Below are 23742 nucleotides of genomic sequence, written 5' to 3' on the forward strand. Positions count from 1 at the left end.
TCCTTTCTATGTACAGTTGCTCCTACATTATACGCATCATATACAAACATGTCTAAAAAATGAATTTTTATCAAATGGTAGATGTTTTACATTGACGACAAAGAAGAATGTTCTGTAACATAAAAGTAGGCTATTTAAGTACGAGGGTGGTGTTATATGAGTAATTATCTAGAAATTAAAAAAGTTTTAAATAATAATGTCATCATTGCTAGCCATCCTGAACACGAGGAAGTAGTAGTGATCGGTAAAGGAATTGGATTTGGAAAAAAGGTTGAAGATGTGTTGGAGCAAGAACAAATTGAGAAAATGTTTGTTTTAAAAAATGAACGTGATCGAGAACAATACAAACTTTTAGTGCCGCATGTGAGTGAAAAGCTAATTGAATTGATGAATGATATTATGTTATACATTCAAGAAAAAGCGGAGTCTCCATTAAATGAACATATTCATATCGCTTTAACAGATCATATTTCTTTTGCAATTAAAAGGCTGAAACAAGGACTTACAATAGATAATCCTTTTTTAGTTGAAACGAAAATGCTATATCCAGAGGAATATGAAATTGCTGAAGGAGTTGTGAAACTTTTAAATTCTCGTTTGCAAATTACATTGCCAGAAGGAGAAGTAGGCTTTATCGCACTCCATATTTATAGCTCGCTTACAAACTCTGATTTATCTTCTGTTAATCAAAATTCTCGTCTTATTGCACAACTTGTGTCTTTAATTGAGACAAACCTACAAATTACATTAGACCAAGAAAGCATTCATTATTTACGCCTTATTCGCCATTTACAATATGCTATTGAACGGGTGAAAAAAGGAGAAAAAGTAGAAGAAGCACAAAGTTTTGCTGATTTATTAAAATTAGAATATCCAGTTTGTTACAATTTGGCGTGGAAGCTAGTCAAAGTAATGCAGAACGAATTACAACTTCCTGTTTATGAAGCGGAGAGCATTTATTTAACGATGCATTTACAACGATTAGTGAAAGCAGAACATGTGTAAAAAGACATATATTTTTGTCTAAAATGAAAACGTTAAAAAAAATGATTGAATCGCTTACAATAGTTATGTATAATAACTATTGCAAAGTTATACAAAATTCGACAAACACATTAAGGTAAATAACGAAAACGTTTGCTTTAATTATAGTGAACTTATACGTAATCCTATTTTTGACACGTGTTACTGATTCGATCAGGCATGAGTGGAGAAAAGTTGGGAATGTAAGCTAAAGAAAGGGACATACTACCCTTTGTATAGCTATCGTTCTATCTTTTTTTCCTCATGCCTTTTTGGCGTTTGTCGAAAAGTATCAATATAGATAAGAGAGGAAGGGTTTCCATGTTTAAGAAGATCTTTGGTGTTCTTCAAAAAGTCGGAAAAGCGCTTATGCTTCCAGTAGCGATTTTACCGGCAGCAGGTATTTTACTTGGATTTGGTAATGCATTTCAAAATCCACAACTAACAAATGTTATCCCTGCTTTAAAAGCAGATTGGTTCGTAATGGTTGCAAAAATTATGGAACAATCTGGTGATATTATTTTCGCTAACCTTGCGCTATTATTCGCAGTTGGGGTAGCGATCGGTTTAGCTGGTGGAGACGGAGTAGCTGGTTTAGCAGCGTTCGTCGGATACTTAATTATGAACAAAACGATGAGTGTGTTCTTAGAAGTAGATAAACTAGTGAAAGTAACAAGCACTGGAACAGATCCAGTGAAAATTGGATTTTCAGATCCAGCATATGCAAACGTATTAGGAATTCCAACGCTGCAAACAGGAGTGTTTGGTGGTATTATCGTCGGGATAGTAGCGGCATATTGTTATAATAAATACTTCAACATTGAATTACCATCATACTTAGGTTTCTTTGCAGGTAAGCGTTTCGTACCAATCGCAACTGCAACATTCTCTTTAGTGGTAGGTATTATCATGTGCTTCATTTGGCCATACATTCAGGGTGGCTTAAATACGTTCTCACATCAAATGATTGATGCAAATAGAACGATAGCAGCATTTATATTCGGTTTAATCGAACGTTCATTAATTCCATTTGGATTACATCATATTTTCTATTCACCGTTCTGGTTCGAATTCGGTCAGTATACAAATGCAGCTGGCGAATTAATCCGTGGTGACCAAAAAATCTTTATGGCACAGTTAAAAGACGGCGTAGAATTAACAGCAGGTACATTTACAACTGGTAAGTATCCGTTCATGATGTTCGGTCTTCCAGCAGCAGCTTTAGCAATGTACCATGAAGCACGTCCGGAAAATAAAAAATTAGCAGCTGGTATTTTAGGATCTGCTGCATTAACATCTTTCTTAACAGGTATTACAGAACCGCTTGAATTTTCATTCTTATTCGTAGCACCAGTATTATTCGGAATTCATGCAGTATTCGCTGGTCTATCATTTATGACAATGCAAATTTTAGGTGTTAAAATTGGTATGACATTCTCTGGTGGTTTAATTGACTTCATATTATTCGGTGTACTACCAGGTCGTACGGCATGGTGGTGGGTAATTATTGTTGGTCTTGTACTAGCAGTTATTTACTACTTCGGATTCCGTTTCGCAATCCGTAAATGGAACTTAAAAACACCTGGTCGTGAAGTAGCGAATGCTAATGAAGGCGCAGGGAAAACAGAAGCAGGAGAACTTCCACGTGAAGTATTAGTAGCACTTGGTGGTAAAGAAAATATTGCTTCGTTAGATGCTTGTATTACTCGTTTACGCGTTCAAGTTAACGAACAAAAAAATGTAAATAAAGACCGCTTAAAAGAGCTTGGAGCAGCCGGTGTACTTGAAGTTGGAAATAACATTCAAGCTATTTTCGGACCGAAATCTGACACATTAAAATCACAAATTCATGATATTATGTCAGGTCGTACACCTCATGTTGAAAAAGAAGCGCCTGTAAAAGTGGAAGAAGCTCCTCAACAGGTTGATGAAAATGAAACAATCGTTTCACCAATTGAAGGGAAAATCTTACCGATTACAGAAGTACCTGACCAAGTATTCTCAGGGAAAATGATGGGAGATGGATTTGCGATTGAGCCAACAGAAGGAACAGTAGTTTCTCCGGTTAATGGTGAGATTGTAAATGTATTCCCTACAAAACATGCGATTGGTATTCAGTCTGAAGGCGGAAAAGAAATTTTAATCCACTTCGGTATTGATACTGTAAAATTAAATGGTGAAGGCTTTGAAGCGCTTGTAGCACAAGGTGATAAAGTGAAGCAAGGACAACCATTATTAAAAGTAGATCTTGCATTTGTAAAAGAAAATGCACCATCTATTATTACACCAATCGTCTTTACGAATTTACAACAAGGGCAACAAGTCGAATTGAAAAAAGATGGAAATGTTAAGAAGGGCGAAAACGCTATTATTGACATTCAGTAGGAATTTGACGCAAAATGTTTATAATTATAATAGGCGATGTGGTTGACCGAACATCGCCTATTATATACAATAGATGATGTAGTACTCACGTCTATACAACTAAAAAAATACTGTATTTGAAGGAGATAAATTATCATGGAAAAAATCTTTAAAGTAACTAGCGACTCAGGAATTCATGCTCGTCCAGCAACTCTACTTGTAAACACTGCAAGCAAATTTGGTTCTGACATCAACTTAGAGTATAACGGAAAAAACGTTAACTTAAAATCAATCATGGGTGTTATGTCTTTAGGAATTCAACAAGGCGCGGAAATTAAGGTCACTGCAAATGGTGATGATGCAGCTCAAGCACTAGCAGCTATCGAAGAAACTATGAAAAACGAAGGATTAGGAGAATAATGACTCTTAACATTCAAGGGATCGCTGCATCAAGTGGGATTGCTATTGCAAAGGCTTTCAGACTTGAGAATCCTGAATTTAACATTGAAAAGAAATCAATTACAGACGAAGCTGCTGAAATTGCACGCTTAGACGCTGCGCTTGAGAAAGCAAAATCTGAACTAGAAGCTATTAAGGACCATGCTTTTGCTGAGCTAGGTGCTGATAAAGCTGCTATCTTTGAAGCACATTTATTAGTATTAAATGATCCAGAATTAGTAAATCCAGTAAAAGATAAAGTAAATGGCGAAAAAGTAAATGCTGAATTTGCAATGGATGAAGTTGCATCAATGTTTATTTCTATGTTTGAAAACATGGATAACGAATACATGAAAGAACGTGCTGCGGATATTCGCGACGTAACAAAACGTGTGCTTGCACATTTACTAGGAATTAACTTCTCAAACCCTGGTACAATTTCTGAAGAAGTAATCATCATTGCTGAAGATTTAACACCATCTGATACAGCTCAGTTAAACCGTAAGTATGCAAAAGGTTTCACAACTGATATCGGTGGACGTACATCTCACTCTGCAATTATGGCTCGTTCTATGGAAATTCCAGCTGTTGTTGGTACGAAGGTTGTTATGGAGAAAATCCAAAACGGCGATATCGTAATCATTGACGGTTTAGATGGAGAAGTAATTGTAAACCCATCTGAAGAAACTCTTCGTTCTTTTGAAGAAAAGAAAGCTAAATTTGAAGAGCAAAAAGCTGTATGGGCAAAATTAAAAGACCAAGCAACTGTAACAAGTGATGGACATCACGTTGAGCTTGTTGCTAATATCGGAACACCAAATGATGTACAAGGTATTATCGATAATGGCGGAGAAGGCGTTGGTTTATACCGTACAGAATTCTTATACATGGGCCGTGACAATCTTCCAACAGAAGAAGAGCAGTTCGAAGCGTATAAAGCAGTTCTTGAAGGTGTAAAAGAAGATCAACCTGTCGTTGTTCGTACACTTGATATCGGTGGAGATAAAGAACTTCCATACTTACATTTACCAAAAGAAATGAACCCGTTCTTAGGATACCGTGCAATTCGCTTATGTCTTGATGAGCAAGATGTGTTCCGTACACAACTTCGTGCATTACTTCGTGCTAGCGTATACGGTAACTTAAAAATTATGTTCCCAATGATTGCAACTCTTGATGAGTTCCGTCAAGCGAAAGCAATCTTATTAGAAGAGAAAGAAAGACTTGTTCAAGCGGGTACAACGGTTTCTGATTCTATTGAAGTTGGTATGATGGTTGAAATTCCAGCTTCAGCAGTATTAGCAGATCAGTTCGCAAAAGAAGTTGATTTCTTCTCTATCGGAACAAATGACTTAATCCAATACACAATGGCTGCAGACCGTATGAACGAACGTGTAGCTTACTTATACCAACCATATAACCCATCTATTTTACGTCTTGTAAAAATGGTTATCGATGCTGCTCATAAAGAAGGCAAATGGGCTGGTATGTGTGGTGAGATGGCGGGAGATGCACTTGCTATCCCATTATTATTAGGCTTAGGTTTAGATGAGTTCAGTATGAGTGCAACATCTATTCTTCCTGCAAGAACACAACTAAGCAAGTTGTCAAAAGCAGAAATGGAAACATTAGCAGAAAAAGCATTAACAATGTCAACTGCTGAAGAAGTTGTTGAATTAGTTAAAAGCATATAATAGTAAAAAAACCTGAGTCGATTTGAAATCGGTCTCAGGTTTTTTCTATGAGAAAAGTATATCTTATTTTGCGGCTATTGAGGATAAAGAACAGAATTAGATAGCGATTGCAACGATATCAGTTGGGCAAACACGTAAAATGCCAGTAAAAGTATTTCGATTTTGATTGTTCTTATCGTCTTTATTGTTATCTTTGTTGTCTTTGTCATTACGAGCTAAAGCAGAGAAAAGAGCAACACCGTTAGCGAAACCTTCAAAAATTACATTATTGAATGTTCCGTTACCTCTAATGCTTAAAAGAGAAAGCTCTGTTCCAACTGAAATGCTAGCAAGTACGTTACATACAGCAGGTCGTTGTGGTCTAACTTCTTCTCTCTCTTTCTCTTTCTCGCGATGGTCGCGATGGTCACACTCTCTTTCACGATGATGACAGTCTCTAAAGTTATCACAGCATCCAAATGATCCAAACATAATCCTCATCACCCCCTTCACACTTATAATCTATGTAAGTTCGGTAGTTAGTGACTGGACAGATAATGGAAATTTTTCTAGGGGATTTTCTCATTTTAAATGACTAGATGGGTATTTAGTATGGAATGATGTTTAAAATAGGGGAAATGTCACAAAAAAATGTAAAGACCACCGAAATGAATGGAATAGGTAGCCTTTACACTTTTTTACTTTTATATAAAACGATGATATATACAGGAAGAGCTAAGAGTAGTGGTGCAATGGATCGTGCAGTATGTTTTTCTGCTTCTAATTGTAACGCTTCTTCTTTAGGGAATTGTAACACTGATATGTTTGCAGCATCGCCAATAAAATATAGCAGTAGTACAGTTACTATGTAACTCAAAAGTGCGATAAAGCTTCCGTATGAACTCAATGAAAATCCCTCTCTTGTTATCTATTTGTTATCATTTTATCACAATTGTAACAAAAATACACGGTTATATTTCAATGCTTTAACAAATTTCGACACAAAACGCCATATTTGTTTATGGTGATAGCGTAAAAATTACAATTTCTCTATGTATAGATGTCGAATAATACATTGTAATATTACGGATGTGTGACAGAATATAAAAAAACGAAGGTAATGAAATTACCTTCGTTTTTATTATTTCGCCCATTCACTTACTTGTTCTACGCTCATGCGCGGTGCAGGGTGACCTTTTAAAGTTGATTCACCAATTGTAATAAGCATAATTGGTACGTAACGAGATGAAACATTAAATTCTTCCATTAGTGCTTGTGGGTTGAAACCACCAATTGCGCAAGTATCCCAGCCAGTTGCTTTAGCAGCAAGCATAAGTTGCATTGCTGCTAAAGCAGCATTTGAAAAGGCAGCATCTCGTGGGTATTGCTCACGAGTATATGCAGATTCAATATTTTTAGCTAAGCGCTCTTTTGCGTCTGCTTTCATAAATCCTTGTTCTACAATTGGACCGTAAACAGGTTCAACATTTTTATATGCCTCTAAATCACCTAAAATAGCGACTACGGCAGAAGCATCAAGAATTTGTTGTTGGTTATAAGCAATTGGGTGTAATCGTTTTTGTACATCTTCGCCTTGGAAAACAAGGAATTTCCAGTGTTGCAAGTTCCAAGCAGAAGGTGCTTGCGCAGCTGCTTTTAAAATTTCATGTAACTCTGTAGATGAAATTTCTTTTTCAGGGTTGAATGCACGTGTAGATGTGCGTTCATATAAAACGTTAAAAAAGTCGTTGTTTGTCATTATATATCCTCCAAATTACATATCAACTTAATATGAAATAAATGTAATATACTCTACTTACATTTTGTAAGTTATTGAATTTAAGAATATAATACCTTTATTTTAATTGTCAAGTTTTAAATAGTAAGGCAGGGCATTCATACAAACGATACAATTCATATAATCATACACTAAAAAGGAATTTCCAGAGCAGATAAGCGAAGATAACATTCTCAATTAGCTTGTTAATATGAGTTCCTCACAATTCTTTATAAAATGATTGTGAGGAATTCAGTAAAACAAGATATATGAAGTGAGTGAAGACTAGTGATGAACATACTACATTTTTTATTAGAGAATACTGTTTTCCAAAATGTATTACAAGATCTTCAGTTGGATGTCCTTTATATAGAAGATGGATGTACACATCAACAAACGATAGAAAACGTCCATCCAAAATGTATGTTTATAGCAAATAGTTTTGAAGAAGGAGAAATATTGTTTCATAGAACTAGACCACATATTGTAATTATGTATGTAACAGATTTTGCTCAAATAAAATATATAAAGAATATATATAATTCACAGAGCACATTCATTATCATTTGGGATCAACAGATAGACAATCAGTTTGCAGATTTACTACTGTTAGGAATACGTAATATTGTTATAGCACCAGTAACTCCACAAGTGGTACTAGAGGAAGTGAATAAGAGTTTATATCAACTTTCTTTAGTGCGGCAAGTAGGTTTACAACAAGAATTGCTTCAAACGATGTTTGATTTTCAAAATGATTTATTATTTATAGTAGAAGATGATGAGATTGTTGATTGTAATACGAATTTTTTACAATTCTTCGGACATGATAATTTATTTACGTATCGTGAACAACATTTAGTGTTTGCAGAACATCTTATTAGAGAGAACGGATATTATTCGACGACTCACGATATAACATGGCTGGATGATACTTTATCAAATGGAAGAAGAATTAAAATGTACAATTATGAAGGAGAAGCATTTACTTTTCTATTACGTGCGACACCATTACCAGAAGACTTATCGCGATTTATAGTAAAATGCACAGAGATTACAGAATTAGATGAAATCTATCAAGAGCAAGAAAGATTGGCTATGATAGATTCATTGACAGAAATATATAATCGCTTGAAATTCCAACAAATATTGGAGACAGAGTGGGAGAATGTATTACGTAATGATGAAAAAGTTGCACTTATTTTGTTTGATATAGATAATTTTAAATCAGTAAATGACACATATGGTCATGATTTTGGCGATTTAGCATTAGTACAACTTGCAGATCTTATGAAATCTAAAGTTGAAGATCAACATGTATTTGCAAGATGGGGAGGAGAGGAATTTATAATATTAGTGACAAATACGGTAGAAAAAGAAGCGTTTCAAGTTGCGGAATCATTGCGATTTTTCATTGAAACAAAGCATTTCTCTGGAATTTCGAAATTAACAGCGAGTTTTGGAGTTGCGTTATATGAGCAAGGGATTACAAGAGAAGAGTTAATGCAAAGAGCGGATATTGCGTTATATGAAGCGAAAAAAAATGGGAAAAATCAAGTATGTATATATAGAAAAGAAAAAATGTGATTTTTCGCAACAAATTGTTGCGATTTTTTTTTATTACTTGATAATAGAATATGGGGGACCATTTTAACCGAGAAGCTCCCACTTCAAGTAAGCTCGCAAGAGAGACTAAGTGGTGGGTAGTTCACATGAAGTAATTACGGAGGAACAATATGATAAAAAAAATAATGGTTATGGCTTCACTGTCTGCTGTAGTTTGTGGCGGAGTATACTATTTTCTCTATAGTCCCGATCCAAAGGAACAAGCAGTATTAACAACAAAGGTAACCCCTGCTATTGAGTCAGAGGTACAGGATAATATAGAAGAAGTACAAAAAATTGATTATGCTAGTATATCTCAAAAGTTAGATCAGTATTTAGTAGGAAAGCAATTTAATGGGACAGTTTTGGTGACAGATAAAGAGCATGTTATATTGAATAAAGGATATGGATATGCTGATGTTCAAAATAAAATAGAAAATACGCCTCAAACAAAATATCGTATCGGTTCTATTACGAAAACAGTTGTTGCTACATCCATTCTACAGTTACAAGAACAAGGGAAGTTAAATATCCAAGATAATGTAAATAAATACATTCCTTCATTTCCAGCAGATAAAAATATCACGTTATATCATTTATTAACACATACCTCGGGTTTGCCTGAACATGCCAAAGGAAATGTGAATGCAGCCTCCCGTTTACAGTTAATTAATTGGATTGGACGTCAAAATGTAGAATTTCCTCCAGGAACAGGTTGGAGGTATACAGATTATAATTATATGGTGCTTGCTTTTATTATAGAAAGTATATCGAAAAAGCCTTTAGGAGATTACATAAAGGAGAATATATTTACAAAAGCAGAGATGCATGAATCGGGTATGGGAAATATGGTACCTGGAGATAAAAACTTCACGAAGGGTTATGTGAAGAAAGACCAAGATCTTGTACCAGCACAAAAATTAGGAATGGACTGGTTATATGGATCGGGTGAGATGTATACGACAGTAGGGGATATGAAAAAATTAGATGAAGCGATTATAAATGGGAAGCTTCTTTCTGAACAAAGTATACAAGCGATGTTTACACCTTCAGCAGAGAGGAAATATGCATTTAGCTTTTACATATATCCTGATTTTTTCCATAACCATGGTGTATTATCTGGTTGGAATACGTTTAATAATTTCAATAAAGAAAAAGGAACGTTTGTTATTTTATTCTCAAATGTGAAGAATAGTTTGGATGATGATTTTAATAAGGAATTTCGGAAGATGGTAAATGATTTATTAGAACAAAGGGGATGAGAAGATGGAGAATAAAAATTTATCAATAGGTTTCATCGGTATTGGTGTAATGGGAAAAAGTATGGTACATCATTTAATGCAAGGCGGTCATAAAGTATATGTATATAATAGAACGAAAGCGAAGGCAGCTTCTTTAGTGCAAGAGGGTGCGACTTGGTGTGATACACCGAAAGCGTTAGTAAAGCAAGTTGATGTTGTTATGACGATGGTTGGTTATCCTCATGATGTAGAGGAAGTGTACTTTGGGATTGATGGAATTTTAGAACATGCAAATGAAGGTACGATAGCAATTGACTTTACAACATCTACACCAACATTGGCAAAACGTATTAATGAAGTTGCGAAAAGCAAGAATATATATACATTAGATGCACCAGTATCTGGCGGGGACATTGGGGCTAAAGAAGCAAGACTAGCAATTATGGTTGGTGGAGAGCACAGAATATATGATATTTGCTTACCTCTATTTGAAAAACTAGGAACAAATATTCAGTTGCAAGGCCCTGCTGGGAGTGGACAACATACAAAAATGTGCAATCAAATAGCAATTGCTTCTAACATGATAGGCGTATGTGAAGCGGTAGCATATGCGAAAAAGGCTGGACTTAATGCAGATAAAGTATTAGAGAGTATTTCGACAGGAGCAGCAGGTAGCTGGTCATTAAGTAATTTAGCTCCTCGAATGTTAAAAGGAGATTTTGAACCTGGCTTTTATGTAAAGCATTTTATGAAAGATATGAAGATTGCTTTAGATGAAGCTGAAAAATTACAATTACCAGTACCGGGTTTAACCCTAGCGAAGGAATTGTATGAAGAGCTAATCGCAGATGGAAAAGAGAATAGCGGAACACAAGTATTATACAAAAAGTATATAAGGGGGTAAATGGAATGGATCTCCAAAAGTTTGACGAGATGATTGATGCTGTGCAGCGAGCAACTTGTGTACAGATTAATGATAAGCAAAAAGAAGCTTTTAAACAAAAATACGATTTTGGACCAGATTTTGAATATGGAAGAGATGAGAAAGGGCATTATGTTATCCGAAGCTCGAAAAAGATGTTAGAGGAAATGGAGTTTTATTTGGCATTGAAATATGATCGGGATGGAATTGTCCTTTATATGCATGCTGAGATTGAAGGGACATGTCATGTATCCGTTAGCTACAGTGAAGATGCACTTCATTTGCAAGAATTGTTTCAATTTCTAGAAGAAAATAAATAAAAAGTCCTCATTTGAGGACTTTTTATTTATTTAGGCAGGCATAATATTTAAGTTGGATAATTTATCCCGCTATTTGTGGGCAGTAAAACTCCCACTGATTAAAGTTTCACTTTATAGGCTGGAAGCGCGGCGGCATCGTTCAATTGGGAATGGAATAACTTGGGCAATGTGATTAGGGCCGAGCTGTTTTGCGCGAGCATGGCGTAGTATATAAAATGCGCACAGAATAGAAACAGGAATAGCACCATATAAACCGAAAAATAAAGCGCTTACACATGATGCAGCAAAACCTAAAACACCAACTTCTAATTCTTCCATAATAGCTCCTAAAATGACAGGAATAGCTCCGCATGTAACTCCTAGTATAAGTGCGATAAGTAAACTCATGATTATCCCCCTCTGTTTGCAATATTCTGTTCCTTCTTATTATTTGTAGTATATCATACGTAAAACAGAATTTTCAGAAAAAATTCAAAAAAAGTTCAATAAATGTTCAAAATATATTCCGGAATGTACTTGATAAAGTGGAATTGTGATTCGAGATATTTGATTTGAACAAACGAAAGGGACAAATCATTTTAGTAAATAAAAAATCAGGCTTACTTCAATGTTATGAAATAAGCCTGTTCCATAGGAGGATGTATATATGTAGAGTGAATAAAAGGTTGGAAAAGGGGTTCCAAGTTCTTTTATTCAACTAGCTACCTTAATAAATTGGAACCCAACCTTCTGTTGTAACAAAAATACGAATAGCTACAACTTGGCGATCATCTTGTAAGGTGAAATAGTGTCTTGCATTTTCAGGCACAGATATAAGATCACCAGGCTCGAGTTCAACGTCAAAGAATCGACCATCTTTTCCTTCAATAGCGAAGATGCCATGACCGCTGACAATAAAGCGAACTTCATCGTCAGTATGATGGTGTTCTTTTTGGAAATTAATTAATAACTCGTCAAGGTTAGGTGTGCTATTTGAAAGTGAAATCACATCATATGCTTTATAACCTCTGCGCTCTGAAACATCAGCAATTTCTTTTGAAAACAACGTTAATATTTCAGCTTTGTTTTCATCTGTTAAGGAGTAATTTTCTTTTAAATGAGTAGGAAGTTTAGAAATATTCCATTTCTCATATAAAACATCTTCTCCTTGTAGAAAGTTTGATACTTCTACTTCATTTTCAATACGAGTATTTTCCTCATGAATACGAATTTGCGCCATTAGAAACGCCTCCTTGAATTGATAATAATTTTATATGAAATTGGAATAAAAACTCATAAGCTTCTAATCTTTTTTTTGCATCAAAGCTATCACGGCCCCATACGGTAATGCCATGGTTTCGAATTAATACTGCTCCTGAATCTCCTTGTATATGCTTTCGGAATTTCTCTCCAAGCGTCGGGATATGAGCATCATTTTCGATAATAGGAATGTTAATCGTTGCACCTTCTTCCCAAATATCAAGAGCTTTAATAATCTCTTGATTTTGAAGGGTGACTGCATCACTATACAAATTTGTGATGACATTGTTATCAGTTGTATGAACATGAAGTACGCACCCGGCGTTCGTATTGTTATAAATATGTGTATGCAATATTGTTTCTGCCGAAGGGCGTAACTCAGTTTCTAAAACGGGAACTCCTTGATGATTTACTAATAAAAAATCATCTGGAGTGGTTTTTGTTTTATCTTTGCCACTTGCTGTAATAAGAAAAGTAAGGGGATCATGACTGACTTTTATAGAAATATTTCCACTCGTTGCTGGAAACCAATTCCGAGTTGTTAATTCTTTTTTAATTTCACTTAAGTCATACCATTGACGAAAAAGTTGTTTCATAATTTCACCTCCAACAAATGTTTTAGTTCAGCTAGAACATCGTGAAATGTTTCAAACGGTGTATAAGCAATACGATTTTCTTCACACTTTGTAATAAGGAAGTCACGGGCGAATACTTTATCTGCTTGTTTTGTTGCTTGTAAATCAGTAATAGAATCTCCAATCACAATATGAAAATCATCTTTAGAGCTTAGTTTACGAATTAATGATGATTTACAGAGACCACAACTATGCTGACATTGCTCGTCACAAGGGTGCGGCCATTTCACTTCAACAAATTCTCCTGAAAAGTCAGTTGCATTACAATAAATTTGTTCTTTAGGGATTATTTCTTGTAAGAGTGGATAGACGAAGAAATCCATTCCACCTGATATAACGTAAAAGGAAATGTTATTTTCATTAATGAATTGTATGAATTCATGAAAACCTGTACGGATTTCAGCAGTTTCTTGTAAAAACTGAATAATATCATCGTGTAGATTAATAGGTATTAATCGAAATAATTGAGAAACACCTTCTTGAATAGAAAGTTCTTGCGATAAAATTTTTTGCTTTATTTCCTCTGCTTCTGGTGGTGCGAATTTTTCCATAATGGACATGATATTATCGTTATTTGTAATCGTACCATCGAAATCACAAAATACTTGAATACTCATAATTTCACCTCATGAGAAGGATTTCCCCATATTTGTAGTGCGCTATGCAAATTTATTTCATCCACTTCATGGAGTGGTTTACCTTGTAAAGTAGCTTCAATTGCAGCACGGAAAGCTTTGCCACCACCTTGAGCTCCATTTGGATGCCCATGAATCCCGCCGCCGGCATTAATAACAACATCCTTACCAAAATCTCGTAAAATAAAGGGAACGAAACCAGGATGAATTCCAGCAGATGGAACAGAAAAACTTTTCTTGAAATAGTGGTCTTCCTCAGTTAATGCTTCTGTAATGAGAAGAGCTTCCTCTTTTTCTAATGCAACGTTGCCGTATGGTGATGGGAATAAAGAAAAATCAGCACCAGCGTAACGTAGTAATTTTCCAAGTAGTAATGGAGAAGAGAAACCGTATAGTTTCGATGATGAATATGCGCCACTTACAGCAGGGTGTGCCATAATAGGAATTGGAATTTCATCGTCTTCTACAAGTGCTTGCAGTACATCTAATCCATAAGAAAATACATTAAATAAAAGAATGTCTGCTCCAGCTACCACCGCACGTTTCGCGTTTTCTTTTAAATCATAAGTTCGACCTGTTAAATTTACTGCGTATAAAGTTTTATGCCCGTAAGTTTCGTATACAGATTGTAAAACTTCTTTCCCAGATTCAATTCTTTTTATAAGTGGTGTTAATGAGTTTTCGAATGAAATTTCATCATCTTTTACAATATCTACGCCTCCAATTGCCTGATCGCGTAGTTGAGTTTTTAAATATCCAATATTCCGTCCTATCATCCCTTTGAAAATACTCATTAGAAGAGGTCGATCTTGAACTTGTAAAAGGTTTCGGATGCCTTCAATTCCAAATTTTGGTCCAGGGAACTGTTTCTTTAATTCGTCTGAGAATGTTAAATCAATTAGTTTAATTTCTCCATCTAACGAAAGTTTTCCAAATGTTGTTGTCAAAATGGCTGGTAAGTCAGGGCTAAAGTTCAGCGATGGATAATGAATTTTAATGAGTCCACGTGATACTTTTTTGCCAAGGTAAGAGTTAATATGTTCTTGTTCGTCTAACGCTTCAATATGAATGACATTGCCTTTATGTTGTTTTAATTGTTCTTGTAATAAGTGTGGTAAATGAGTCCATGAACCAATTGTTAAACCGATTGCAATTTGTTCTGCTTTCTTTTCTAAGTTGTGAGAATCATCGTGGATTAAATATGTCGCTATAATTCCGCTCATTGTTATAACCTCCTAGTTAAATAAAAAAACCTCTCAGCTAAGGAGAGGTTTTTTTACAACCAGCTCCTTATCTGTCAGCGTAACGCTGCGAGAATTAGCACCGTGTCTACAATTGTAGATCGGTTGCCGGGTTTCGTCGGGCTCGTCCCTCCACCTGCTCTTGATAAGAAGTATTTAGAAATGTTTAAATTTTTAAGATAACTGAATTTTGTCAGATATTTTTTATGTTGTCAATGACTTTTTGAAAAAATTTAATTTATCAATTCGATTAATTGCTTCTCGTAATCTATCTTCTGTATGCAAGAGACCAACACGGACATACCCTTCGCCGTGCTCACCAAATCCAACACCAGGAGCAACTGCAACGTGTGCTTTTTCTAGTAAAATGTCAGAAAATTGCTCAGATGTATATCCTTTTGGAACAGGAAGCCATGCAAAGAATGATCCTGTTGGAATGTTTACTTTCCAACCAATTGAGTGACAAGCTGAAATAAGAGCATTTCTCCGAGATTCATAACTATTAACAAGATCTACCACACAAGACTGCGAGCCTAATAGTGCTTCGCGGGCAGCATCTTGAACTGCACCAAAAATACTAACATACATATGATCTTGCAATAGGTTAATAGTTTCGATGACACTTTCATTTCCTACTGCAAAAGCAATACGCCATCCAGCCATATTGAAAGTTTTCGATAAAGTGTAAATCTCAATGCCTGTATCTTTAGCGCCGTCTGCTTGCAAGAAACTAACAGGCTTTTGACCATCGAATCCGATAGCACCGTAAGCGAAATCATGAACAACTAATATATTATGTTTATTAGCAAAATGAATGGTTGCATCAAAAAAATCTTTTGATGCAGTAGCACCGGTAGGGTTATTTGGATAGTTTAAAAACATTAACTTTGCTCGCTCCGCAACAGAGTCATCAATTTTTGTATAATCCGGTAAAAAATTATTTTCTGCAATAAGCGGCATTGTTTCAAATTGTGCTTTTGCTAAAGCAACTCCTGATAAATAATCTGGATAGCCTGGATCTGGAACGAGAATAGTATCACCAGGGTTTGTAAAACAAACTGGTAATTCTACTAATCCAGCCTTTCCGCCAAACAAAATAGCAACTTCAGTTTTTGGATTTACTACTACATCATATTCACGTTGATAGAATGTTGCCACGGCTTCTTTTAAGCTTTCGTGTCCGCGAAATGGCGGATATTTATGATGAATGGTCTTTTCAGCAGCATCTTGTAAAGCTTTAACGATATGCTGCGGTGTTGGTTGATCTGGATTACCTTGACCTAGATTAATAACATCGTGACCAGCTGCAACGACTTTGTTAACTTTTGCAACAAGTGAAGCGAAAAATTGTGTTGGCAATGATGTTACTATCTCAGAAGGTTGAAATAATTTCATACTTTCCACCTCTTTTGAAAGTTGTTACAATTCTAGTGACAAATGATATAATCTTTCCAGTATTTTGTAAAGAAAAAAATGAGAATGGGGCTGAAAAAATGAAAGTCGCATGTATTCAAATGGATATTGTCTTTGGAGATGTAGAAAAAAATATTGAGAACGCTAAAAAAAAAATAAGTGAAGCGATGAAAGAAAGACCAGATGTTATCGTCTTACCAGAACTATGGACAACAGGATATGATTTAACGAGACTTTCTAAAATTGCAGATACGGATGGATTAGAAACGAAAGAAAAGTTGAAAGAATGGTCGAAGCAATATGGTGTACATATTGTTGGTGGTTCCATAGCAAAGCAAACAGAGCAAGGGGTTACAAATACAATGTATGTTGTAAACAATGAAGGGAATCTAGTCAATGAATATAGTAAAGTACATTTATTTCAGCTGATGGATGAACATAAATATTTAGTTGCTGGTAATGAGACAGGTGAATTTAAGTTAGATGATGTAGAGTGTGCTGGTACAATTTGTTATGATATTCGTTTTCCAGAGTGGATGCGCGTTCATACTGCTAAAGGTGCAAAAGTTTTATTTGTTGTAGCAGAATGGCCATTAGTACGTTTAGCACATTGGCGTTTGCTTTTACAGGCGAGAGCAGTTGAAAATCAGTGTTATGTTGTTGCGTGCAATAGAGCAGGAAAGGATCCGAATAATGAGTTTGCAGGTCATTCTCTAATTGTGGATCCTTGGGGTGAAGTTGTGGTAGAGGCAAATGAAGAGGAATCAATTTTATTTGGAGAACTTAAATTCGAGAAAATTAAAGAGGTACGTAAAGGAATTCCAGTTTTTGCAGATCGTCGTCCAGAATTATACAAATAAAATGTTGACAAGTGATTTTTATTCTTGGTATAGTCTTCATCATAAAGTTAAAAATTCTAAAAATTATAAAACTCTTATCAAGAGCAGGTGGAGGGATTTGGCCCGATGAAGCCCAGCAACCGACCGTAATACCATTGTGAAATGGGGCGTTTATGACGCCAAAAGGCACGGTGCTAATTCCAGCAGAAAGTAAACTTTCTGGCAGATAAGAGGGGAGAAGATAAACTTCAAACCTCTTTCTTTGTGGAAAGGGGTTTTTCTATTTTAGAAAAACCTCTGAATGAAAAGGAGGAGAAGACGATGGGATATTATTCATTAACTGAAACAACAGCTATACAATATGCGAAAGAACACGGTTATTTTGAAAAGAAAGCAAATGTAGTTTGTCATGAAATTGGAGATGGAAATTTAAATTACGTGTTCAAATTAGATGATGGAGAGAAGTCTATTATAATAAAACAAGCACTGCCATATGCGAAAGTAGTTGGTGAGAGCTGGCCACTGTCTATAAAAAGAGCGACGATTGAAAGTAAAGCATTACAAATTTTTGCGAAGTATGTGCCAGATTATGTTCCGGTAGTGTACAGTCATGATGAAGAGTTAGCAGTTACAGTAATAGAAGACTTATCAAGACTAACAATTACAAGAAAAGGATTAATAGATGGAGAAGGATATCCACTTTTATCCCAGCATATCGGTCGTTTTCTAGCACATGTTTTGTTTTATACTTCAGATTTCGGTTTACAGTCAGAAGAGAAAAGGGTACTAGAAGGTACATTTCTAAATCCAGACCTTAGTAAAATTACAGAAGATTTAGTTTTTACGGATCCGTTTGGACATTATGATACGAATGATTATGAGTCAGATTTACAGTCAGTGATTGATGAACTTTGGAGTGACAAAACTTTAAAACTAAAAGTAGCACAATATAAATATAAGTTTTTAACGAGAAAAGAAGCGCTTATTCATGGTGATTTACATACTGGTAGTATTTTTTCATCACCTTCTGAAACGAAAGTGATCGATCCAGAATTTGCAACGTACGGTCCATTTGGATTTGATATCGGTCAATTTATTGCAAATCTATTATTAAATGCTTTATCTAGAGAAGAAGAAAAGAGAAGTGTACTATTTTTCCATATAGAAAAGACATGGAGTTATTTTGTAGAAAACTTTACGAAGTTATGGATTGGCGAAGGTGTAGAAGCATATACGAAAGAAAAACAATGGTTACCAATTATTTTGCAAAATATCTTTACTGATGCCGTCGGATTTGCCGGATGTGAACTGATTCGTAGAACAATTGGCTTAGCTCATGTAGCGGATTTAGATGGGATAGCAAATAAAGAAAATAGAATTCAAGCTAAAAAACAAGCGTTATCCTTAGGTAGAGAACTAATAAAATATGAAGCCAAGGGTGCTGATATTCAACTGTTTCGAACATTATTTCAACAGACAGTTGGAGGCGTAAAAGCATGAGTACAATTATTACTATTCCGAGATCTGTAAGTTGGAAAGGCGATGCAATTGCAGTATTAAATCAAACAAAGTTGCCGCATTTCACTGAATACAAAACATTAACGAATATTGAAGATGTATGGAAAAGTATCATTATGTTAGAAGTACGAGGAGCGCCTGCAATTGGAATTGTAGCTGCGTTTGGTTTGGCGCTTGCGGCAAAGAAATACGATGCTATAAATATCTATGAGTTTCAGAAGAAGTTTAATAGAGATTGTAACTATTTAGGAACATCACGCCCGACAGCAGTCAATTTATTTTGGGCAATCGATCGTATGAGAGAATCTATTCGAGAGATTACTACAATAAAAGAAGCTCAAAAAATATTAGAAGAAGAAGCGCTTCATATTCAGCAAGAGGATGAAATGGTGTGCCGAAGTATTGGAGAACATGCTTTAACATGTTTTAAAGACGGTGATAAAATTTTAACAATTTGTAACGCTGGAAGTATTGCAACTGCTAGATATGGAACAGCATTAGCCCCATTTTATATTGGGAAAGAGAAGGGTGTGCGTTTACATGCGTATGCGTGTGAAACGAGGCCGGTTTTACAAGGTGGCCGTTTAACGACATGGGAATTGAAACAAGCAGACATTGATGTAACGCTTATTACGGATAATACTGCAGCACATGCAATTCGAACGAAAGAAATTAATGCGATTATCGTAGGGGCAGATCGAATCGTTGAAAACGGTGATACTGCTAATAAAATAGGAACATTAAATTTAGCTATATTAGCAAAGTATTTCGGTATCCCATTTTACGTTGCAGCACCGTTATCTACATTTGATACTACGAAACAAACAGGTGCTGAAATTGTCATTGAAGAAAGAGATGAAACAGAAGTTACGAAAATTTTTGGGAAACAAGTGGCGCCACTTGGAACGCCTGTATTTAACCCTGCATTTGATGTAACACCGCATGAATTAATTACGGGGATTATTACTGAGAAAGGTATTTTACGTGGAGATTATAAGCAAAAAATTACATCATTATTTAAAAAAATAAGCTAACTGCTCAGTCGCTATATAAAAAAACGGTAGAAAAGCATGTTTTTAAATGGTCGAGAGGGACTGGCTATGTATAGGAGCGGTAAGTGCCTGTTCCTACCACGCGCAACGTTTTAAAACAAAGAAAGGTAGCAAGTGTAGGACCATTTGTATCTTCATGGTAGCAATCTATATGCTGAAAAATGAAATGTATGGCTGAGTAGTTAAAAAACAAGCTAATAAAAAATAGCTTGTTTTTTATGCCTTAAGTCTTCGTTTCCTCTTATTTATGTAATGAAGGGAGGAGAGAAAGATGGAAGAGTGGATCGGGATGATAGGTAATGTGGGCTTTCCAATTGTTGTAACATTATATTTACTCCATCGGATTGAAAATAAATTAGACGGAGTGATTGTTGCAATTGAGAAACTCCCTAAACAATTACTAAAGTAGAAAGATCCTCGTGATAGAAAGTAAAATAAAGTTTGCTCGCGAAGAGCAAACTTTATTTTTTATCCCGCATTAACTGCCCGTAAAAGCCCGATTGGTGAAGGCTAATAATTAGTGGGATGAACAAAACCCCCACTGATTAAAGTTTCACTTTATTGAGCAGTATAACCACCATCGATAACGACGGCTTGACCAGTTATACCTTTTGCTTTTTCACTCGCTAAAAACATAGCATAATCAGCAATTTCTTGTACTTGTAGCAAACGTTTCTGTGGTACAAGAGGATAAATGACATCTTCTAAAACATTTTCAAGTGGTACATTTCGCGTAGTTGCTAAGTCTTGTAGTTGATTTCGTACAAGAGGGGTATCAACATATCCGGGACAAAGAGCATTTACAGTAATTCCATGAGTTGCTCCCTCTAAAGCAGCAACTTTTGTTAATCCAATTACACCATGTTTCGCACTATTATAGGCAGCTTTTCCAGCGAATCCAACAAGTCCGTTAATCGAAGCAACATTAATAATACGACCATATTTTTGCTTTTTCATAATCGGAAAGGCATGTTTGATGGCGATAAATGGAGCGATTTGCATAATTTTAATAAGAAGCTCGAATTTATCAGTTGGAAAATCTTCAATCGGTGAAACATGTTGCATTCCTGCGTTGTTAATTAATACATCTAATGAGCCGAAGTGAGTAATTGTTTGAGAAATTGCTGCTGTAATTTCTTCTTCAGATGTAACGTCACATTTTAAACCAATGGCTTGATAGCCTTCTTTTTGCAATTGTTCAGCAGCTTCTTTCGCACGTTCTTCAAGACGATCACTAATCACAACTTTAGCACCCTCTTTGGCAAAAGCACTTCCCATTTCATAACCAATACCGCTCGCAGCACCTGTTAAAAAGACAACTCGATTTGTAACCATGATGAAAAACACTCCTTCATAATAAAAGTTCTCTTATTGCTCTATTTAGAGAGGTGATAATAAAATTCCTGCAAACATTTGGAAAAATATTGCTAGCTATCTTGTTTTGCAAAGTAGCGTTTGCTATACTATTTTGTAAAGCAAGATACTTACGCTTATCTATCTTGTAAAACAAGATAGTGGGAGGATTTGAAATATGTCGACAAGTCAAATGCTGAAAGGGATTTTAGAAGGATGCTTACTTGCTATTATTTCTGAAGGTGAAATATACGGTTATGAAATGAGTGAAAGATTAGCGAAGTATGGTTTCACAATGGCGAGTGAGGGAAGTATTTATCCGTTATTAATACGAATGCAAAAGGAAGGATTAATAACAAGTGTAATGAAGGAATCTCCATCTGGTCCAAAGCGAAAATATTATACATTAACAGAAAAAGGCGAGGAAGCACTGGATGAATTTATGGATCGCTGGGAAGCGATGCAAAGTAGTGTAGAGCGTCTACTTGAAGGGAAGGGGAGAAAAAAATAATGTTATCAAATGAAGCGCGAAATTTTTTATTAGATATGAGATTATTTTTAACTGCAAAGAGTGTGAAAGAAAGCGATATTGAAAGCTTTTTAGAAGATGCAGAGTTGCATTTAATAGAAGGTGAGGGTGACGGAAAAAGTGTAGAAGATATTTTCGGAAGCTCACCGAAAGAATATGCAAATGAACTTGTAAAAGTAATGGAAAGGGATAGACAGGAAACGTGGAAGCAAATTGGTTTTACGGTAATGAATATCGTATCGTTTTGGATTATTGCTTCTATCTTAATAGTGAATAACGGAATTCTACAGATTTCACTTATTCAGTGTATTGGCTATAGTTTTACATTGATCGTAGCTGTAATGGGTCCTAATTTTCTACTTCGTAAAATGACCTTTGTAACAAGCTTTACAAAAACGTGGTTTTCAATGTGGTTTTTAGTCATGATAGCGCCAATGTTTTTATTAGGAGCAGTTACGATATTAGATGTGATATATCCTACAACGATGTTTACGTTGACTCTAGTCCAAAGTTATATATTAGCTGGAGGGATCTTTATCCTCACGGTAGCTATAAATATATATTTTGAAGGATGGTTTAAAAACTTATATTTAATCATTCCGCTTTCTATTATGTTAGTGTTTAAAACATTTACATCAGAAGATCTCGTGCCAATGTTATTTCAAATTATATGTTTATACGGAAGTTTGTTTATTTTAATCTTCCTTGAAATTATGATGAAGGCGAATAGAAGAGAAACGGTTAAATAAGGGAGGGGTTCTAATGCAAGTTTCTAAAGAGGGAGAAAAGTTTTTAATTGATACGAAAGTGTATTTAATTACGAAGGGAATTAAAGAAGGAGATGTAGATGCTTTTTTAGAGGATGCAGAGCTACATTTAATAGAAGGTGAGAAAAAAGGAAAGACGGTAAGAGATATATTTGGTGATTCGCCAAAAGCGTATGCGGAAGAATTGGCAAAAGAGATGGAGAAGGATAAAAGCGGGAGTATAAAGACTATTTTAGGAATGATAATTGGGATAGGTGGATATTGGTTACTTACAAATATTTTATTTGAAAGTCCGAATCATGAATTTACATTAACGAATGTACAATTGATTGGGTATCCAATTGTTTTAATGATTACTATTGTGTGTATTATTTTTGCTTTTAAGATGTCATCATTTAAAAGCAAAATAAAAGAATTTAGCATTATTTATGTAGCAGCTTTGCTACCAATTTTATTACTAGTATTATTAATGTTTATGAATAAATGGTATGGGACACCTGTATTGCAATTAACTACTATGCAAAGTTATATACTAGCTGGAATTGTCTTATTAGTGTTGTTAATTGGTGAAGTTTTTATACTTGGATGGATTGGAATATTAGCTGTTATCGTACCGCTATTAATTATGTTTGTATTTAAAGAATTAGGGAAGCAAAACCCATATTGGGGAATATTAGAGCCTTTACTTCTGTACGGAAGTTTGTATGTATTAATGCGATGGTCTTTGAAAAATGAGGAGAAAAAAACTGTAAGCTAGCTTTATATTAATAGTGCACGAACTGAATTTTTTATTAAGGGGGGAACAAATATGCAAAGTATATTTCTAGGTATATTGTCTATTGTATTTTTAGGTTTAACGATTTTTGGGCTATATACTACCTTTTCGAAAAAGGTACATGATGACTATTTCGATACTTTACTAGATGACACATCGGGTTATGTTTTGTTCTTCGGTTTAATAGGAAAAGGGCTGCTCTGGATATGCAAAAAAGTATTTCCAAAGAAATATTATATAGGGATTTTTAGAGGGATTACGTTTATCTTTAGTTGTATGTTTTTATCCCGCATTAACGGGCAGTAAAACTCCCATCTCAAAATTCGGATGGAGCAAAGAAGTTAGGTGGGAGATCAACTGCCCGTAAACGCCCGATTGGTTCAACT

At 35.2% G+C, this 23742-nt stretch carries 26 protein-coding genes and 2 riboswitches; of the genes, 16 read left to right on the forward strand and 10 right to left on the reverse strand.

Annotation, left to right across the window (positions count from 1 at the left end):
* The first annotated feature begins 156 nt into the window (after positions 1 to 156).
* From glcT to ptsP, 4 genes are all read left to right on the forward strand, one after another.
* Positions 157 to 1005 (forward strand): glucose PTS transporter transcription antiterminator GlcT, encoded by an 849-nt coding sequence (gene glcT / locus B5P42_RS23790; RefSeq protein ID WP_113735417.1) that lies wholly within the window; start codon positions 157 to 159, stop codon positions 1003 to 1005.
* A gap of 339 nt (positions 1006 to 1344) precedes the next feature.
* Positions 1345 to 3408 carry a PTS glucose transporter subunit IIABC gene (ptsG, locus tag B5P42_RS23795; RefSeq protein ID WP_002014901.1) on the forward strand — a complete coding sequence of 688 codons (2064 nt, stop codon included), beginning with the start codon at positions 1345 to 1347 and terminating at the stop codon, positions 3406 to 3408.
* A gap of 135 nt (positions 3409 to 3543) precedes the next feature.
* Positions 3544 to 3807 carry a phosphocarrier protein HPr gene (gene ptsH, locus B5P42_RS23800; protein ID WP_002033915.1) on the forward strand — a complete coding sequence of 88 codons (264 nt, stop codon included), beginning with the start codon at positions 3544 to 3546 and terminating at the stop codon, positions 3805 to 3807.
* Complete coding sequence (gene ptsP / locus B5P42_RS23805) at positions 3807 to 5519, forward strand: phosphoenolpyruvate--protein phosphotransferase (RefSeq protein ID WP_113735418.1); 1713 nt, start codon at positions 3807 to 3809, stop codon at positions 5517 to 5519. Before ptsH ends, ptsP begins: the two co-directional genes overlap by 1 nt.
* A 96-nt stretch (positions 5520 to 5615) precedes the next feature.
* Here ptsP and B5P42_RS23810 read toward each other — a convergent pair whose 3' ends face one another.
* From B5P42_RS23810 to B5P42_RS23820, 3 genes are all read right to left on the reverse strand, one after another.
* A complete protein-coding gene (locus B5P42_RS23810; RefSeq protein WP_113735419.1) occupies positions 5616 to 5990 on the reverse strand; it encodes a DUF3915 domain-containing protein in 375 nt (124 codons plus the stop codon).
* A gap of 196 nt (positions 5991 to 6186) precedes the next feature.
* Positions 6187 to 6405 carry a hypothetical protein gene (locus B5P42_RS23815; protein ID WP_002088422.1) on the reverse strand — a complete coding sequence of 73 codons (219 nt, stop codon included), beginning with the start codon at positions 6403 to 6405 and terminating at the stop codon, positions 6187 to 6189.
* A gap of 234 nt (positions 6406 to 6639) precedes the next feature.
* Complete coding sequence (locus tag B5P42_RS23820) at positions 6640 to 7257, reverse strand: nitroreductase family protein (RefSeq protein ID WP_002033918.1); 618 nt, start codon at positions 7255 to 7257, stop codon at positions 6640 to 6642.
* Positions 7258 to 7566: 309 nt separating this feature from the next.
* Between B5P42_RS23820 and B5P42_RS23825 the strand changes: the two genes are divergently transcribed.
* The 4 genes from B5P42_RS23825 to B5P42_RS23840 all read left to right on the forward strand — a co-directional run bounded on the left by B5P42_RS23825 (position 7567) and on the right by B5P42_RS23840 (position 11360).
* Positions 7567 to 8859, forward strand: coding sequence for a GGDEF domain-containing protein (locus B5P42_RS23825; protein ID WP_113735420.1), 1293 nt, complete (start codon positions 7567 to 7569; stop codon positions 8857 to 8859).
* A gap of 149 nt (positions 8860 to 9008) precedes the next feature.
* Positions 9009 to 10139, forward strand: coding sequence for a serine hydrolase domain-containing protein (locus tag B5P42_RS23830; RefSeq protein ID WP_002088417.1), 1131 nt, complete (start codon positions 9009 to 9011; stop codon positions 10137 to 10139).
* Positions 10140 to 10143: 4 nt separating this feature from the next.
* A complete protein-coding gene (locus B5P42_RS23835; RefSeq protein ID WP_044442761.1) occupies positions 10144 to 11022 on the forward strand; it encodes an NAD(P)-dependent oxidoreductase in 879 nt (292 codons plus the stop codon).
* A 5-nt stretch (positions 11023 to 11027) separates the two neighbouring features.
* Positions 11028 to 11360, forward strand: a complete 333-nt coding sequence (locus tag B5P42_RS23840) for a DUF3909 family protein (RefSeq protein WP_002014892.1) — start codon at positions 11028 to 11030, stop codon at positions 11358 to 11360.
* Between the two features lie 111 nt (positions 11361 to 11471).
* On the opposite strand, the gene B5P42_RS23845 is transcribed toward B5P42_RS23840, so the two are convergent.
* The 6 genes from B5P42_RS23845 to B5P42_RS23870 form a co-directional block, all read right to left on the reverse strand.
* Positions 11472 to 11747, reverse strand: coding sequence for a hypothetical protein (locus B5P42_RS23845; RefSeq protein WP_002033923.1), 276 nt, complete (start codon positions 11745 to 11747; stop codon positions 11472 to 11474).
* Positions 11748 to 12066: 319 nt separating this feature from the next.
* Positions 12067 to 12579 carry a 1,2-dihydroxy-3-keto-5-methylthiopentene dioxygenase gene (locus tag B5P42_RS23850; protein ID WP_002111583.1) on the reverse strand — a complete coding sequence of 171 codons (513 nt, stop codon included), beginning with the start codon at positions 12577 to 12579 and terminating at the stop codon, positions 12067 to 12069.
* Complete coding sequence (locus tag B5P42_RS23855; RefSeq protein ID WP_002128926.1) at positions 12557 to 13195, reverse strand: methylthioribulose 1-phosphate dehydratase; 639 nt, start codon at positions 13193 to 13195, stop codon at positions 12557 to 12559. The genes B5P42_RS23850 and B5P42_RS23855 overlap by 23 nt, the downstream gene beginning before the upstream one ends.
* Positions 13192 to 13851 carry a 2-hydroxy-3-keto-5-methylthiopentenyl-1-phosphate phosphatase gene (locus tag B5P42_RS23860; RefSeq protein WP_002128925.1) on the reverse strand — a complete coding sequence of 220 codons (660 nt, stop codon included), beginning with the start codon at positions 13849 to 13851 and terminating at the stop codon, positions 13192 to 13194. Before B5P42_RS23860 ends, B5P42_RS23855 begins: the two co-directional genes overlap by 4 nt.
* Positions 13848 to 15092, reverse strand: a complete 1245-nt coding sequence (gene mtnW / locus B5P42_RS23865; protein WP_113735421.1) for a 2,3-diketo-5-methylthiopentyl-1-phosphate enolase — start codon at positions 15090 to 15092, stop codon at positions 13848 to 13850. The genes B5P42_RS23860 and mtnW overlap by 4 nt, the downstream gene beginning before the upstream one ends.
* A gap of 64 nt (positions 15093 to 15156) precedes the next feature.
* Positions 15157 to 15262, reverse strand: a riboswitch (SAM riboswitch).
* 52 nt (positions 15263 to 15314) lie between these two features.
* Positions 15315 to 16505, reverse strand: a complete 1191-nt coding sequence (locus B5P42_RS23870) for a pyridoxal phosphate-dependent aminotransferase (RefSeq protein WP_002128923.1) — start codon at positions 16503 to 16505, stop codon at positions 15315 to 15317.
* Positions 16506 to 16519: 14 nt separating this feature from the next.
* Here B5P42_RS23870 and B5P42_RS23875 point away from each other — a divergent pair, with 14 nt between their 5' ends.
* The 4 genes from B5P42_RS23875 to B5P42_RS23890 all read left to right on the forward strand — a co-directional run bounded on the left by B5P42_RS23875 (position 16520) and on the right by B5P42_RS23890 (position 20341).
* Positions 16520 to 17383: a carbon-nitrogen family hydrolase gene (locus tag B5P42_RS23875; RefSeq protein WP_113735428.1), complete on the forward strand. Its 864-nt coding sequence runs from the start codon at positions 16520 to 16522 to the stop codon at positions 17381 to 17383.
* Between the two features lie 71 nt (positions 17384 to 17454).
* Positions 17455 to 17595, forward strand: a riboswitch (SAM riboswitch).
* Positions 17596 to 17683: 88 nt separating this feature from the next.
* The gene (gene mtnK / locus B5P42_RS23880; RefSeq protein WP_113735422.1) at positions 17684 to 18862 is read left to right on the forward strand and encodes an S-methyl-5-thioribose kinase; all 1179 of its coding nucleotides are present in this window, start codon (positions 17684 to 17686) and stop codon (positions 18860 to 18862) included.
* Positions 18859 to 19914, forward strand: coding sequence for an S-methyl-5-thioribose-1-phosphate isomerase (gene mtnA, locus B5P42_RS23885; protein WP_113735423.1), 1056 nt, complete (start codon positions 18859 to 18861; stop codon positions 19912 to 19914). Before mtnK ends, mtnA begins: the two co-directional genes overlap by 4 nt.
* Positions 19915 to 20203: 289 nt before the next feature.
* Positions 20204 to 20341 carry a YvrJ family protein gene (locus B5P42_RS23890; RefSeq protein ID WP_002066967.1) on the forward strand — a complete coding sequence of 46 codons (138 nt, stop codon included), beginning with the start codon at positions 20204 to 20206 and terminating at the stop codon, positions 20339 to 20341.
* A 149-nt stretch (positions 20342 to 20490) separates the two neighbouring features.
* Here the strand turns inward: B5P42_RS23890 and B5P42_RS23895 are convergent, their stop codons facing one another.
* Positions 20491 to 21267 (reverse strand): 3-hydroxybutyrate dehydrogenase, encoded by a 777-nt coding sequence (locus tag B5P42_RS23895; protein ID WP_113735424.1) that lies wholly within the window; start codon positions 21265 to 21267, stop codon positions 20491 to 20493.
* A gap of 196 nt (positions 21268 to 21463) precedes the next feature.
* Between B5P42_RS23895 and B5P42_RS23900 the strand changes: the two genes are divergently transcribed.
* The 4 genes from B5P42_RS23900 to B5P42_RS23915 are packed head-to-tail and all read left to right on the forward strand — an operon-like array spanning position 21464 to position 23662.
* Positions 21464 to 21796: a PadR family transcriptional regulator gene (locus tag B5P42_RS23900; RefSeq protein WP_002014879.1), complete on the forward strand. Its 333-nt coding sequence runs from the start codon at positions 21464 to 21466 to the stop codon at positions 21794 to 21796.
* Entirely contained in the window at positions 21796 to 22563 is a 768-nt protein-coding gene (locus B5P42_RS23905) for a DUF1129 domain-containing protein (protein WP_088034410.1), read from the forward strand. Before B5P42_RS23900 ends, B5P42_RS23905 begins: the two co-directional genes overlap by 1 nt.
* Before the next feature lie 13 nt (positions 22564 to 22576).
* Positions 22577 to 23338, forward strand: a complete 762-nt coding sequence (locus B5P42_RS23910; RefSeq protein ID WP_113735425.1) for a DUF1129 domain-containing protein — start codon at positions 22577 to 22579, stop codon at positions 23336 to 23338.
* A gap of 51 nt (positions 23339 to 23389) precedes the next feature.
* Positions 23390 to 23662: a hypothetical protein gene (locus B5P42_RS23915; RefSeq protein ID WP_044442785.1), complete on the forward strand. Its 273-nt coding sequence runs from the start codon at positions 23390 to 23392 to the stop codon at positions 23660 to 23662.
* Positions 23663 to 23742: the final 80 nt, after the last annotated feature.

Origin of the sequence: Bacillus sp. SRB_331, from assembly GCF_003264175.1 — a bacterium.
Taxonomy (GTDB): domain Bacteria; phylum Bacillota; class Bacilli; order Bacillales; family Bacillaceae_G; genus Bacillus_A; species Bacillus_A mycoides.

Bases quoted from the DNA above. Each gene is read 5' to 3' on its own strand.
- B5P42_RS23830 (WP_002088417.1), top strand. From the start codon at position 9,009: ATGATAAAAAAAATAATGGTTATGGCTTCACTGTCTGCTGTAGTTTGT.
- B5P42_RS23890 (WP_002066967.1), top strand. From the start codon at position 20,204: ATGGAAGAGTGGATCGGGATGATAGGTAATGTGGGCTTTCCAATTGTT.
- glcT (WP_113735417.1), top strand. From the start codon at position 157: ATGAGTAATTATCTAGAAATTAAAAAAGTTTTAAATAATAATGTCATC.
- B5P42_RS23905 (WP_088034410.1), top strand. From the start codon at position 21,796: ATGTTATCAAATGAAGCGCGAAATTTTTTATTAGATATGAGATTATTT.
- B5P42_RS23840 (WP_002014892.1), top strand. From the start codon at position 11,028: ATGGATCTCCAAAAGTTTGACGAGATGATTGATGCTGTGCAGCGAGCA.
- B5P42_RS23855 (WP_002128926.1), bottom strand. From the start codon at position 13,195: ATGAAACAACTTTTTCGTCAATGGTATGACTTAAGTGAAATTAAAAAA.
- B5P42_RS23825 (WP_113735420.1), top strand. From the start codon at position 7,567: ATGAACATACTACATTTTTTATTAGAGAATACTGTTTTCCAAAATGTA.
- mtnW (WP_113735421.1), bottom strand. From the start codon at position 15,092: ATGAGCGGAATTATAGCGACATATTTAATCCACGATGATTCTCACAAC.
- B5P42_RS23860 (WP_002128925.1), bottom strand. From the start codon at position 13,851: ATGAGTATTCAAGTATTTTGTGATTTCGATGGTACGATTACAAATAAC.
- B5P42_RS23900 (WP_002014879.1), top strand. From the start codon at position 21,464: ATGTCGACAAGTCAAATGCTGAAAGGGATTTTAGAAGGATGCTTACTT.
- ptsG (WP_002014901.1), top strand. From the start codon at position 1,345: ATGTTTAAGAAGATCTTTGGTGTTCTTCAAAAAGTCGGAAAAGCGCTT.
- B5P42_RS23910 (WP_113735425.1), top strand. From the start codon at position 22,577: ATGCAAGTTTCTAAAGAGGGAGAAAAGTTTTTAATTGATACGAAAGTG.
- B5P42_RS23835 (WP_044442761.1), top strand. From the start codon at position 10,144: ATGGAGAATAAAAATTTATCAATAGGTTTCATCGGTATTGGTGTAATG.
- B5P42_RS23820 (WP_002033918.1), bottom strand. From the start codon at position 7,257: ATGACAAACAACGACTTTTTTAACGTTTTATATGAACGCACATCTACA.
- B5P42_RS23810 (WP_113735419.1), bottom strand. From the start codon at position 5,990: ATGTTTGGATCATTTGGATGCTGTGATAACTTTAGAGACTGTCATCAT.
- B5P42_RS23915 (WP_044442785.1), top strand. From the start codon at position 23,390: ATGCAAAGTATATTTCTAGGTATATTGTCTATTGTATTTTTAGGTTTA.
- B5P42_RS23895 (WP_113735424.1), bottom strand. From the start codon at position 21,267: ATGGTTACAAATCGAGTTGTCTTTTTAACAGGTGCTGCGAGCGGTATT.
- mtnK (WP_113735422.1), top strand. From the start codon at position 17,684: ATGGGATATTATTCATTAACTGAAACAACAGCTATACAATATGCGAAA.
- ptsH (WP_002033915.1), top strand. From the start codon at position 3,544: ATGGAAAAAATCTTTAAAGTAACTAGCGACTCAGGAATTCATGCTCGT.
- ptsP (WP_113735418.1), top strand. From the start codon at position 3,807: ATGACTCTTAACATTCAAGGGATCGCTGCATCAAGTGGGATTGCTATT.
- B5P42_RS23870 (WP_002128923.1), bottom strand. From the start codon at position 16,505: ATGAAATTATTTCAACCTTCTGAGATAGTAACATCATTGCCAACACAA.
- B5P42_RS23850 (WP_002111583.1), bottom strand. From the start codon at position 12,579: ATGGCGCAAATTCGTATTCATGAGGAAAATACTCGTATTGAAAATGAA.
- B5P42_RS23845 (WP_002033923.1), bottom strand. From the start codon at position 11,747: ATGAGTTTACTTATCGCACTTATACTAGGAGTTACATGCGGAGCTATT.
- mtnA (WP_113735423.1), top strand. From the start codon at position 18,859: ATGAGTACAATTATTACTATTCCGAGATCTGTAAGTTGGAAAGGCGAT.